At 64.7% G+C, this 12,320-nt stretch carries 14 protein-coding genes; 9 read left to right on the top strand and 5 right to left on the bottom strand.

Annotation, left to right across the window (positions count from 1 at the left end; genetic code table 11):
* Positions 1-16: 16 nt before the first annotated feature.
* Together OG801_RS26290 and OG801_RS26285 are read left to right on the top strand one after the other, a co-directional pair.
* Positions 17-382 (top strand): DUF4345 family protein, encoded by a 366-nt coding sequence (locus OG801_RS26290; protein ID WP_406031991.1) that lies wholly within the window; start codon positions 17-19, stop codon positions 380-382.
* Positions 383-525: 143 nt separating this feature from the next.
* A complete protein-coding gene (locus OG801_RS26285; RefSeq protein WP_355016884.1) occupies positions 526-963 on the top strand; it encodes an NUDIX domain-containing protein in 438 nt (145 codons plus the stop codon).
* Here OG801_RS26285 and OG801_RS26280 read toward each other — a convergent pair.
* Genes OG801_RS26280 through OG801_RS26265 form a run of 4 tightly spaced genes read right to left on the bottom strand, consistent with a single transcriptional unit; the run spans position 926 to position 2,419 of the window.
* A complete protein-coding gene (locus OG801_RS26280) occupies positions 926-1,255 on the bottom strand; it encodes a hypothetical protein (RefSeq protein ID WP_406031990.1) in 330 nt (109 codons plus the stop codon). The genes OG801_RS26285 and OG801_RS26280 overlap by 38 nt on opposite strands.
* Positions 1,236-1,640, bottom strand: a complete 405-nt coding sequence (locus OG801_RS26275) for a RidA family protein (RefSeq protein WP_406031989.1) — start codon at positions 1,638-1,640, stop codon at positions 1,236-1,238. Before OG801_RS26275 ends, OG801_RS26280 begins: the two co-directional genes overlap by 20 nt.
* A gap of 52 nt (positions 1,641-1,692) precedes the next feature.
* The gene (locus OG801_RS26270; RefSeq protein ID WP_406031988.1) at positions 1,693-2,070 is read right to left on the bottom strand and encodes a nitroreductase family deazaflavin-dependent oxidoreductase; all 378 of its coding nucleotides are present in this window, start codon (positions 2,068-2,070) and stop codon (positions 1,693-1,695) included.
* A gap of 1 nt (position 2,071) precedes the next feature.
* On the bottom strand, positions 2,072-2,419 hold the full coding sequence (locus OG801_RS26265) for a nitroreductase family deazaflavin-dependent oxidoreductase (protein WP_406031987.1): 348 nt from the start codon (positions 2,417-2,419) through the stop codon (positions 2,072-2,074).
* Between the two features lie 187 nt (positions 2,420-2,606).
* On the opposite strand from OG801_RS26265, the gene OG801_RS26260 reads away from it, so the two are divergent.
* The 4 genes from OG801_RS26260 to OG801_RS26245 all read left to right on the top strand — a co-directional run bounded on the left by OG801_RS26260 (position 2,607) and on the right by OG801_RS26245 (position 4,176).
* Entirely contained in the window at positions 2,607-2,990 is a 384-nt protein-coding gene (locus OG801_RS26260; protein ID WP_406031986.1) for an MmcQ/YjbR family DNA-binding protein, read from the top strand.
* A 96-nt stretch (positions 2,991-3,086) separates the two neighbouring features.
* Positions 3,087-3,218, top strand: coding sequence for a hypothetical protein (locus tag OG801_RS26255; protein WP_406031985.1), 132 nt, complete (start codon positions 3,087-3,089; stop codon positions 3,216-3,218).
* 15 nt (positions 3,219-3,233) lie between these two features.
* Positions 3,234-3,641, top strand: coding sequence for a putative glycolipid-binding domain-containing protein (locus OG801_RS26250; protein WP_406036307.1), 408 nt, complete (start codon positions 3,234-3,236; stop codon positions 3,639-3,641).
* A gap of 124 nt (positions 3,642-3,765) precedes the next feature.
* A complete protein-coding gene (locus OG801_RS26245) occupies positions 3,766-4,176 on the top strand; it encodes an MmcQ/YjbR family DNA-binding protein (protein WP_406031984.1) in 411 nt (136 codons plus the stop codon).
* A gap of 380 nt (positions 4,177-4,556) precedes the next feature.
* On the opposite strand, the gene OG801_RS26240 is transcribed toward OG801_RS26245, so the two are convergent.
* A complete protein-coding gene (locus tag OG801_RS26240; protein WP_406031983.1) occupies positions 4,557-4,982 on the bottom strand; it encodes an MmcQ/YjbR family DNA-binding protein in 426 nt (141 codons plus the stop codon).
* Positions 4,983-5,350: 368 nt separating this feature from the next.
* On the opposite strand from OG801_RS26240, the gene OG801_RS26235 reads away from it, so the two are divergent.
* The 3 genes from OG801_RS26235 (at position 5,351) to OG801_RS26225 (ending at position 11,827) form a co-directional block, all read left to right on the top strand.
* Positions 5,351-6,277 carry a hypothetical protein gene (locus OG801_RS26235; RefSeq protein WP_406031982.1) on the top strand — a complete coding sequence of 309 codons (927 nt, stop codon included), beginning with the start codon at positions 5,351-5,353 and terminating at the stop codon, positions 6,275-6,277.
* Positions 6,262-9,759 carry a DEAD/DEAH box helicase gene (locus tag OG801_RS26230; protein ID WP_406031981.1) on the top strand — a complete coding sequence of 1,166 codons (3,498 nt, stop codon included), beginning with the start codon at positions 6,262-6,264 and terminating at the stop codon, positions 9,757-9,759. The genes OG801_RS26235 and OG801_RS26230 overlap by 16 nt, the downstream gene beginning before the upstream one ends.
* 520 nt (positions 9,760-10,279) lie before the next feature.
* Positions 10,280-11,827: a hypothetical protein gene (locus tag OG801_RS26225; protein WP_406031980.1), complete on the top strand. Its 1,548-nt coding sequence runs from the start codon at positions 10,280-10,282 to the stop codon at positions 11,825-11,827.
* The last annotated feature ends 493 nt before the right edge of the window (positions 11,828-12,320 follow it).

Raw genomic sequence — 12,320 nt, 5'->3', positions numbered from 1 at the left:
TCCCACGGTGAATACCGTGGCCAGCCTGACCATCGCCGTCATCGGCATCTTCTTCCTCGCGATGGGGACGTACGCCCTCGTCACCCCGGGCGCACTCGCCGCCCCGTTCCACCTCTCGGCGAAGACGCCCGAGTCCCGCTCCGAGATCCGCGCGGTCTACGGCGGGTTCGGCATCGCCATGGCCGCCGTGCTCGGCGCCGCCGCTCTCGACATCGGCGACATCCGGACCGGCGCCGTGACCACCGTCGGCCTCGCCCTGATCGGGATGGCAGGTGGCCGACTCGTCTCGCGCCTGCTCGATACCCCCGTACGTTTCTATCCGATCTGGTTCTACTTCGGGGTCGAACTCTTGACCGGCACGGCCCTGCTTGTGTGCGTTTGACCTCGCTAAATTCGGCTATGCTCGGCGCCGTGGGATCTCGGCCGACATCAGACACGTCTGTACATACGCCACGTCCGCGCGCGCCCAGGGCGAGCCACCTGGGCCAGCGAGTCGACTGGCACAACGATCCCTCGGCCCCCGAGGTGAACAGCATCCGACCCAGCGCCGGCGCCTTCGTGCTCGACGACCCGGGCAGGATCCTGCTGATCCGCCGCAACGACACCGGCAACTGGACGATGCCCGGCGGGGCGATGGAGCCCGGCGAGTCTCTGACCGCGGCCGCGGTCCGCGAGACGCTCGAGGAGACCGGCATCACCATCGAGGTGACCGGCCTGGTCGGGATCTGGACCGACCCGCGCCACCGCATCGAGAACACCACCAACGGCGAGGTACGCCAGGAGTGCTCCATCATCTACGCCGGCCGCTACCTCGCCGGCGAGCCCACTCCCTCAGCTGAGAACACCCACGCCGAATGGGTGTATCCCACGATCGTCCCCAGCCTTCAGATGGACCGGAGCCAGCGCGTGCGGATCGACTGGGCCCTCAACCGCAACTTCCCCCACCTCGATCCCAACCCCTGATCGCAGCCGCCGCGCGAGCGATCCTCTCCTCCGACGCGCCGCAGATCCGAAGACAGGTCGCCGCGATCGCCTGCGCATGGTCACAGGTGACCTCGTCGCCGCGTGACCGCATCCGGATCACCACCTCGACCGCCTGGATCAGCAGCCCACCCAGCTGGTTCACGCCCACCGTCGCGGCCACGGGGTCACTGACCACGCCGACACCCAGCCGACCGTACGCAGCGGTCAGCTCCTGAAATGCCGGCTGGAACTCCTCGAAGACCTCGCTGTGGTCACCTGGAAACCGCGGCAATGGCCTCGATCTCGACCAGCTGATCCTCATAGCCCAGCACTGTCACGCCCATCAGGGTGCTGGGCACGTCATGATCCCCGAACGCGTCCCGCACGACTCCCCACACCGCGACGAGATCCGACCGCTGAGAAGATGCCACCAGAACGCGAGTGTTCACCACGTTCTCCAGCGTTGCGCCCACTGCCCGGAGAGCCTCGCTCAGAGTCTCAATGCATTTCGCAGCCTGGCCTGCGTAGTCACCGACGGCTGCCGTCGTCCCGTCCTTCTCGAGAGGGCACGCCCCGGCGAGGAAGACCAGGCGCACGCCGCTATCCACGACCGACGCGTACGCATAGGGTGCGGCACTGAGTTCGGCAGATCGAATGAGACGGATTGCAGGATTCACCTGGGGATCCTCTCACCTGCGGTTGAGCGACATGACCCAGTTCGCCACAGGATCAGGCCGTACGCAGCAGCCTGAACTCGTGCTTCTGCAGCACCTGCAGCACCAGCTTCGCCGGATAGCCGAATGCGTCTCGCCCCGCCTCGGACGTATAGGGCTCGATCGCGGAGACCTGGTGCCACTGCCCGTCCACGAACAGCTCGCAGCCTCCGGCGGCGACGATGTTGCGGTACCAGTTGACGTCCTCGCCGTACGTCAGCTCCGCGATGAATCCTTCCGGCACCCGCGCGACGACGATCGGCGTCTCGTACGTCTTCCCCGACTTTCGCCCCACGTGGCGCACGAGCGAGAACGGGCCGTGTCCGGTACGAGCCACCCGCATCGCCACCTTGTTGAGCGTGTTCTTGATCAACCACAGCCACTTGCGACGCATCTCAGTCTCCTACGAGTCTCAGGTTCACCATCGGCAGTCCCTCGACCTCGTGACCGACCGCCGTCTCGATCGCACCGCGCAGGCGCCGCCAGGCCTTCGGATGTGCCTTCTGATAGTGACCCAGCACCACAGCGGACTCCTGCTCCGAGAGTAACGTCGCCTGCGCCGCGACGCTCGTACGCTTCCCGATGCTGACGCGGCATGCCGGCTCGGCCAGGAGGTTCCGATACCACTGCGCCCCGGTGCCGAAGCCGCTCACGACGACGATCTCGTCCACGCTCGGCCGCTCCACGACCTCGAGGCATACATACCGCGGGACCCCTGATCGGCGTCCGATGTGCTCGAGCATCAATATCCGGGATCCGAGAAGCCACCCGGCCCGGTGTCGATAGAGCCAGATCGGCGCACGTACGACAGCGCGGGTCCGCAACAGCCGGGACACGACCGAGTCGACCATGGACGTCACCGAACCGACCTTACTCACCGGCTTGGTCGATCCAGCCCGATCGAGCAGCGCCACAAACTACGCTCCAAGCATGGCAACGCTCCAAGACGTGGCTCGGATCATCGGCGAACTGCCCGAGGTCACCGAGGGCGAGCGCTACGGGAACCCGACCTGGTCCGTACGCGGCAAGGGCTTCGCCTGGCTCCGCCCGTTCAGCAAGGCCGACCTCAAGCGTTTCGGCGACCAGACCCCGCCCGATCCTCCGATCATCGCGGTCAACACCGCCGACCTGCACGAGAAGGAAGGCGTCCTCGCCGCCGGTATCGACGGCGTCTTCACCATCGAGCACTTCAACAACTACCCCGCCGTACTCATCGAGCTCAGCGTCATCGACCCCGGAGATCTCCGCGACCTACTGGTCGACGCCTGGCTCGCCGCCGCCCCAGCTGAGCTGGTCGAAGGATTCGACGGCTGAAGCTCTGACTCGCCGAGATCGTGTGCGTGACGGGGCGAGACATACCGCCCACAAGATGCGCCACCTCGCTTGGGTGTTTGCTGGTTTACTCCCGACATGGCATACGAGGAGCTCCCGCCGTTCGCTGCGTGGCAGTTCGTCGACGCCGTCGACGGGTTCGAGGTCGTCTATCGAGACGCCTCCGGCATCCGTGGATACACCTCAGCCGTCGAGGCGGGCCAGGCCTAAGCGGTCCACTATGAGATCTCGGTTGATGCCCTCTGGCGTACGCGCGAAGTCCACGTCCACAATGACACCGCTCGCGGGCGACGGTCCACTGTACTTGTCTCTGACGGCAAAGGTTCCTGGACCGTCGATGGCCGGTCGGCGCCCCAGCTCGACGGGCTCTACGACGTCGACCTCGAGGCCTCTGCCTGCACCAACACCCTTCCCGTCCACCGGCTGGACCTACCGCTAGGCGACGTCGTCACCGCGCCCGCCGCCTACGTCCAGGCACTTGACCTTCAGGTCAGACGCCTCGACCAGTCCTACCGACGCCTCGACGACCACCGGTTCGACTACCACTCCGAAGGCGGTTTCAACGCCGTGTTGGTGTACGACAAGTATGGGCTCGTCCTCGACTACCCCGGGATCGCGAGGCGCTTCGCCTGAGAGACGAACCGTCCTGAGCGCACCGGCCGAGCACACAGCTCCAGACTGCTCTCTCGTTCCGCACAGGTCGCGTCGCGAGGACCTACCCACGCGTCATCCGCGCAGTCGCTGACAGACTTGCGGCATGTCCCGGCCGCCGCGCATCGAGCCCGCCGCCGACGTAGTCGCCAAGGTTGCGTCGACCGCGTTGTCGCTTCCCGACGCCTACGAGGAGGATGCCTGGACCGGCGTCAGGTGGCGAGTCAGGAAGAAGACCTTCGCTCACGTCCTGGTCGCCCAAGAGGGGTACACGTCGGCGTACCGCGATATGACCGGGGTGATCGAGCCCACCACGGTGCTGACCTTCCGATCCTCCGGCGACGAACTGCTGGCCCTGGTCCACGCCGGGCCACCGTTCTACCAGCCTCCGTGGTCGCCCACCGTCGTCGGCATGGTGCTCGACGGCGATACAGACTGGGAAGAGGTGGCCGAGCTGGTGACCGAGAGTTACCGGTTCTTCGCTCCTAAGAAGCTGAGGCACCGGCTGGATCGATGATCGTACGGTCCGTAGGGCGGTCACTGTGACAGAGCGGGGTCGTGCCTGAGCGTCCGCGCGGCTGCCGCGACCGCCGCCATTGGAGCCTGTGCCAGCTCGGCATCGCTGCACGCCCCCAGCAGGACCGTACCCCGGAGATGCTGATCGCGCGTGCCAGGCGCATCGAGCCCGTCGGTCGGCCGATCGAGCGTCAGCGCCACTCCTCCCCCGGCTCCTTCCTCCTGGGCCGCGTGCCCGATCACCCATGTTGGGGGTCAGCCACGGCCGCGCGATCGCCGTGCTGCCCCGGCCGACGGCTGATGCATAGAGCCCCGGCCCGCCGTCTGTGCGGTCGGGGCCATGCGACGCCTGCGTCATGGCGCCGCCAACGAGTCCTCGCTCTAGTCCGGTAGGTGCTCCCCGAGCCAGGTCGCTCTTCGGCGAGCTGACGCGCGCGAAAGCCAAGCCTCCTGTACGACCTCAGCGAGCTCGTCATAGCTGATCTCCCCAAGCCGGCTCGCTCGGACCAGAACCGACAGGTGGCCGTCGAAGTGCGGAGTGGTGAAGAACGGCGAGGACTCGTCCTGCACCATGGCGAGCTTGTCACCCTCGTTAGGCACCCAGAAGACGATGACGTCGTCGTAGCGCTGGCCGGTGTCCGGGTCGAACGCGTCAGGACGCGGATTCCGGAAGAAGACGAACGACTTTCCGCCCACTTGATAGACGGGCCTGTTCTGGGTGCCCGCGTAGACGCGGACGTGGGGCATGCCAAGGGCAAGCTCGTGCACGTCCTCCACCCGCGCCGACCGGCCGCCTGTTCTCCTCACACAGTCAGGTTAAGTGTCACGGTCAACGCGCGGGCGACCTCCGCGTGCGTCACTTCGCCCAGAATGACGCACGCTGATGCCCATCCGCTCATCCGCGCCGAAGGAGCGGAGCGACGAGATGTCGATCGCGCTGGTGCGACCAAGAGATCCAGCCGTTCATCACTCAAGAAGCGGCCGCACTGTCCAGGACGTTGACTGACAGCATGTCGACATCGAAGGGCAGGCGCGGGTCGACTCGCGCCGCTGCCGACACGATCCACGTGATACCGCCGCCACTCGAACGCCCTTGTTTGCCGCATACCGAAGGAGCCGAGGCATTGGAGTCGAATCATGCATTCACGGCGGGACGACTGCGGGATGATTGTCCGATGACAACCTCGCCCCCAGCCAGCGCTACGCCAGCGCTGCCAGAACCGACACCGACACAGTCCGAGCAATACTCACTCACCCATGGGAAGCTCACAGTCGGTGACTATCTGCCGAAGGCGTCTCACGACGGGAAACCGGGCGCAGGAAAGTGCGAATGGAGCTCGCACGTCAGCGTCGCTCTGACCTCCGACGAGATTGGCGCGCTCGCCTGGGTGCTTATCGACAGCGTGATGAAGGCGCGGTTCGGCCCGGCCGTCCAGCTTTACGACGTGTGGCGGGAACACACTCTCGACGGAACTACGATCCCGGAACCCGATCGCCAGACCATCGGATCATTCGTCAAGCCGGTCTTCGGCCTGCCCGGCGCCGACAAGAAGAAGAGCAAGGACCACCTCCACGGGCACATCGGCGAGTGGCTGTGGCACCTGCTGACCAAGGACAACCCGACAGTGAGAGCCCAGCCGGCCCCAAAAGGCGACGTCACCGACTCCGGGGGCGACGGCTACACCATCTACGAGACCGCGAACAGCGAACTTCGGTTCCGGCTTTGGGAGAGCAAGAAAAACACCGGGAAAGGTTCACTTTCGACGAGTCTGAACCAGGCCTACGGTCAACTCGGCGAGCACGGCCAGACGTATGTTGCCAAGATTGTAGGAGCCTACGCTCAGGCATCAGGCGAAGGCGCAGCGGAGCTGAACAGTTTCATCACTGAGATTCCCAGAGCCTGGACGCAAGGAGACGTCATTGTCGGTGCCGGCGTCACGCTGGCTACCCACAGGCCCCTGCCAAACAAACCGTTCAAGAAAATGGCAGGGAAGCTTCCCCTACTCGACAAACCAGGTCAGCTGCGCGGTCTCGCAACCAGCATCGAGTGCTACGAGGAGCTTGCCGACACAGTCCGGAGGTACGCGTGGACCGCGCTCTAGCCGAAGAACACCTCAGAGGTGCCTTCGGTGACGGCGAGCTAAGCGAGCTGCCCACCGTCGCCGAGCTGACCAGCCTCGTCGCTGGCTTGGAGATTGAGTTGGTCCGCGGCCTGACCGCTACCGGGTTCAGGGCCGAACTCCAGCCTGTGAGACAGGCAGCTTGGTATCTGCATGGGATCGCGTCAACTACAGAGTCTTCGCGCTACCCGGCTGAGCAGCGCCGCCGGGCGTTCGCTGTAAGCGCCCATGTGCTCGACCTGCTCTTGGAGGACCCGACGGAAACAGGCCGCGACCGCCTGGTCACGGCGTTCGCCGCACAGGCCGGATACCACCGCGCAGACGAGAGCCCGAACGCTGGAGCCGTTCGCCGCAGGCTTCACCAGGACCTGCAGCAGACGCCTGGTTTCGCGGACGGCGCCGAGGTTGCCCTTCACGCCGGCATCCTCTTCCTTGGGCTGGACATTGCCGCGCTCAACCAGAGTCTTCGCAGTTGGGCAGAGGAAGCGTCTGCACTCACTCGCGGTGCCGAGCTCGTCGACCTCGACGGCACGATGTTCGGTCCGACGCAACGGATTCTGCGCGGCGAGGCAGACCTCGTCCGATATCTGCGCGAAGGCAACCTGGATGCTCTCGGCGCAGCCCGAGAGCATCTGCGCCTCGTGGTCGACGCGGAAGTAGGACTCACCGACCTCGATACGCGTTGGGTCGCCGCACACCTCCTCACCTTGGCCGAGGGACTCAGCGTCAGCAGCATCTGGGCAGCTCTTCCACCTGAGGTTCCCGATGCCGTGAAGCAAGCGTTCACCCTGGATAGGCAGCCGGTTCTGACGCTCTGGCCGCCGCAGCGGAGTCTGGTGGCTCACCCGACGATGAGTCCGTTGGATCAGCGAACTAGCCGACTCCTCGTGTCGGTGCCGACGAGCGCGGGAAAAACGCTCCTCGCTCAACTCATCATATGCGCGCACACCGCGCAGATGACCGGCGACGTCTGCTACGTGACTCCGCTTCGCAGCCTAGGGCGGGAGATGCGGCAAACACTGGGATCCCGTCTGCGATACCTTGACCGCAGCCTCGGGGCCGACCTACCCGACGGGTTCGGCGCTCAGGACTTCTTTATGTCAGACGAAGACTCGACCGGCGGCTCACCACTCCCCCAAGTCGAGATCATGACCCCGGAACGGCTCATGAACGCGCTGAGGCAAGCGCCTCACGACGTCTTGAGCCGCTTCAGCCTCTTCATCATCGACGAGGTCCACCTGATCGCTGACTCCGGCGGACGTGGCCTCCTTCTCGAAGGGCTACTGTCCCTGCTAGACGCGAGCGGCGCCAGGCTGATGCTTCTGTCCGGGGTCATGGGCAACGCGGCCTCGTTGGCAGCGTGGACGTCCTCGGGCACGGGAGACGTTCTGTTCACCGATGACTGGCGTGCTCCGCGACGGCTGCACGTCCTGACGACGACCGACAAGATCGAGGCGACTAAGACCTTGGTTCCCGGCCGTCGCGGCGGGCCGGGCCAGACCCGCTACGACCTGCGTGCCAGGTTGGCTGTGCGGCCGACCAGTGCAACCGAACAGCACTTGGCGACCAGCAGCGCTACCCCGATTGGCCAACTGTTCGTTCGCGCGGACAATACACGCGTGACCGGGAGTAACAAGACCTCTCCGGGGTACGTGACCACGGCGCGAACCGCGACCCTCCTGCTTCGAGCAGGCAGCCTCCTGATGGTGGTTTCGCAACGCGCAACGGCGCGTGATGCCGCGAAGGTCATGGCGTCCGAACTTGAAGACGACCCCCATTCGCAGGGTCTGGCGGATGCGCTGGCTGCTCGCCTGGGTAGCGACCACCCTCTCATCGGCACCGTCCGCAAGGGCATCGCCTACCACCACGCAGGCTTGCCGGTCGAGGTCCAAGAGGCTGTCGAGGACGCGATCCGCAACGAGACGTTGAAGGCTGTCGTCGCCACCTCGACCCTGACCGACGGGGTGAACCTGCCGGTCCGCACCGTGGTGATCGCGACAACCGAGTATGACGGACAGGCCCCGGGGCAGCGAATGACGCCGGCTCAGCTTCTGAATGCTGTCGGTCGGGCCGGTCGGGCCGGGAAGGAGTCTGAAGGCTGGATCGTCCTGGCACTTCCAAAGCGTCTCGAATCGTCGGATTTCGCAAGGCTCACCCCTGCGCCGGCTGACCTCGAAGTCAAGTCCACGCTTACAACTGACTTTGGGCTCGAGGCGTTGGCCGAAGCGGAGAACCTTGTCGCTCAGACCCAGGACGCAATCTTTCGATTGGCTCCGGACGGCGCGGCCGGTGGTTTCGTCAACTACGTGTGGTTCATTCTTCACACCCTCGAGCTCGTGCCGAACCTCAGCGAGACCCGAACGTGGCGCGACCTAGTCGGCCGGCTGTTCGCTTTCACCCAGCTGCCCGCACCTTTGAAGGAACGGTGGCTGGCTCTGGCAGAGCTCGTCGCAGCCAGGTACGAGCAGACACCAGTCGATTCTCGTCGACGCTGGGCTCAGGCCGGCACGAGCCTCGGGTCGGCGGCGGTCCTGGAAACGATCGCAATTGCGCTAGCCGACAGGGTCCAGGTCCGCGGCGTCGAGAGTGGGCTGGGACTCGAGGACACGCTGGACCTGTTGGCAGAACAGAATGTCTACGACCACTTACTCGCCCTGCCTGAGGCTGAGCGGTACTGGCGGTTCCGTCTGACTCCTCGCGGGCAGAAAGTGGACATGCCTCCCGAGGCGGTTCTTCGTGACTGGGTTGCTGGACGCGACCTGACCGAGCTTGCTAACGACCACCTGTCCATGGTGCAGGACCCGGCGTTCCGGCTCGAGCAGATGGTCGACGGTATCGGCGAGGCCGTGCAGCACTTCTTGTCTTGGACAGTGGGCCTGGTGGTCGCTCAAACAAACGAGATCCTGGTGTCACGGTTCAGCGCTGCTGAACTGTTGCCGAGCGTGGCGGCTCACCTACGGTACGGAGTGGATACGCCGCTGGCCATCGAGCTCCTCGTCCGCGACGTCAAGAGCCGGTCGCTCGCCCGAGACCTCGGACGCCTTGCGCAGGACAGCGGCCTGAACGAGGCTGGATTGCGGGAGTACCTGAGCCACAAGCACATCCAAGGCTGGCGTGCAGAACTAGGAGCGACACCGACAGACGTACTAGACCTTCTTCAGTTTGTTCAGGGTGGGGACCGCCACAAGTTGGGCGAAATAATGGGGACAGGTGTGACCACAGCGCAGGTCCGTCTCGCTGGCGCCGCACAGGACGCGACGGTTCCGGTCACCGTCACACCGTCCGAAAGCGGTGACGAGCTGCGGGTACGAGCCGACAATATGGAACTTCTCGGTATCGTCGCTGTTCGCGATCACTCCGGCGTAGCGGCGGTCGTCGATAGTGGTTTGCTCCTCGATTTCACCCTCCAAGACTCAACCCTGACGATGAAACGAGGCGAAGCTGGACAACTCAGCTTCCTCTGACCGCTGCGATACGTCATACCGCCGCGATCCGGACGTGCTCTCCGAGAAGCCCGCCTCGCCCATTCCGCCCACAGAGACAGCCTCGAACGACCAAGCGACGAGCGACGCGCCGGATCTGACACGTGGACGATGCGCAGCACGGACTAGTGTCGCGGTCCCGCCTTCAGCTCCTCGATGACGGACGGCCGCGCCGACGGAGGTCCACCCGGTGCTGGCAGGCCAAGGCGTATACACCCTTTTCGAACGCTTCGCCGGGGCGGGCGCACGGTGGTCACTTCGGGTCACCGGTGTCCGAGTCCCGGGGCCGCGTTGTCTTGGTCGTTGATCGATCGGGTAGACCCGTCGTATGACAAGGAACCGAGGTTCGGTCGGCAAGAGCAGGGGCAAGAGGCAACGAAGGGGCGGTGACGACAAAGCGCGACGAGTCGCGACTCGTAGACCGGACGGCCCCGAAGGCAGCAGTGGTAAGCGTCGCAGCTTCTCGCAACGCGTTGGGACTAAGGGTGAGCTCGCGTTCCGTGTGTTCGCGGAAGCGCATGGACTGCTGGCGACGAAGTGTGAAGAGGACTTCGGCATCGATTTCATGTGCCAAGTTGATCTGGACGCCGACAGCCGCGGAGCGAGCGACGTCGCGAACACGCTCGTCGGCTGTTGCGTGCGAGCGACGACGTCATCGGACAAGAAGGTCAAACTCAACGTCGGCGATGCACGCAACCTGCTGAACTCGCGCACACCACTGATCTTCATCCTGGTCGCACTCGACCAAGGAGGAGTCGCGTCAGTCCACCACCGGCTAATCGACGCGGACTTCAGTGATGAGCTGACGGAGTTCCTTGCGGGTACAGCCGCGGAGATGTCCGTCACGGCAGACCGTTGCGCGAACGACGACGACTTCGACGCCAACCTTCAAACGTGCCTGGGCCACGGTTTCAGCGAAACCATTCGACTCGGGCTCGCCGAGCGACGTCTGAGCAAGATCCTTCCGGCGGCGTCGGTGGAGATCAAGCGAAGCCCTCAGGGCCAATTGACGTTGGTCGAGACGGTCCACATGTTCGACTACTACGAGAGCGGCACTCCGGAGCAGGAGCGCGCGATCGTGCACGCGGCATTCGGCTCGATCGAGCACGGCGCCGATCGCTTTCGCGCACTCGTTCCGAAGCCCGAAGTCCTCAAGTACCTCCGGAACCTTCCTGCTCCGACAGTACTTTCGGGATTCCTGCCAGAGTCGTCGGTCGAGCTGCGGTGCTCGTCCGCCTTCGGGTCCGTGCACGCGGAGTTCGTCCGGCGCAGGACGCGAACTCATTGGGCCTACGTTCACTCCTCAGGCCTCAGCTTGATCACCTCGCATGCCAAGCTTGTCGAGGGGAAGCGTGTGCACGAGACCGAGGTCTTCATCGACCCTCTCGTCGACACCAAAATGGAAGACCTCGGGTCCTTCGCCGATTTCCTCGCCGCGTGCGGACCGGGCTCCACGCTCGTTCAGTTGGGCGATGACGGAAAGCCGGACGGGGCAGGTTTCGCGACGGATGCCACGTTCGCGCCGTTGCACACCGTCGCCAGGTTCGTCGCCAGTTGGCGGAGATGCACAGCGATTGAGGGCTGGCCACGGGAGTCGGTCTCGCTCAGAGACGTCACGGACGCCGAGGTTTTTCATTCCCTTACCGGCCTCGCAGCGATGTTGACCGACGAGCGCGTCATCGCCAGGTACTCGTTCTATCTGGCTCCCGCTCAAGAGGACAGAGATGTTCAGGACCTGAACCCTGCTCCGGTGCGGGCTAGTCTGCCTGTCATCGCGAATCTGTCGGGAGACACGGTTCTCGTGCGGTTCAACGTGACCGCGTCGACTCTCAGCCTAGATGGGGAAGTCTGCGGCATGCGGTTCCATTCGGTGCAGGGCGCGGTTGCCGAGAGGCGGGCGCTGGTACAGAAGTCGACCATCTTCCCCGAGGCGGTTTACGGCGGCAATGACACCACCACAGCCTTCGGTCCCGACCTACAAGAGGGCCGGGTGCCTCGCGAGATCGAGGCGGTGTCGCTGAGTTGGGACGAAAGTGACGACGTCGAGTGAAATCGTCTGGGCCGACCTGAGGACGCTTCCTTCTGTGTTAGGAAGCGGGCTGACGCCCGACCATGCAGCGACGAATGCGCGTCAGACCTACGTCTAACCGCCGCCTGTCGGCGCGACCTCGATGCGAACACCCGCGTCCGGGGGCGACTGCACGATTCTGTCGAGAGCCGCGCGAAGTCGCCATGGAGCTGAGCTAGGCCTGCGAGTCAGGCCATCCTGCTGAAGGTCGGCAACCGAACTACCGGGAAGCTTCCGGGCCCCTTTCGGCAGCACCGGGACGTGTCGGTGCTAGCAGGTACGCCTGGAGTTGCACGCCACGAACAAGTTTCGAAACACGCAGGATGTGAACTCCGTACATGCCAGAGGACAACTGGGGCATACTCGGGACCATGTCTCGCTTCCCTGTCGGCTTAGCCGCCGCGTCGGCTGGTTGCTATGAGGCGTCTCGTGCCGCTGCACTGTCTGGGGTTCCAACTCGCACCGTTTACGACTG

Origin of the sequence: Nocardioides sp. NBC_00163 (genome assembly GCF_045206295.1) — a bacterium.
Lineage (GTDB): Bacteria > Actinomycetota > Actinomycetes > Propionibacteriales > Nocardioidaceae > Nocardioides.
The sequence above is the reverse complement of the archived record's forward strand: the minus strand, read 5'-3'. Positions and strand labels throughout refer to the sequence as shown.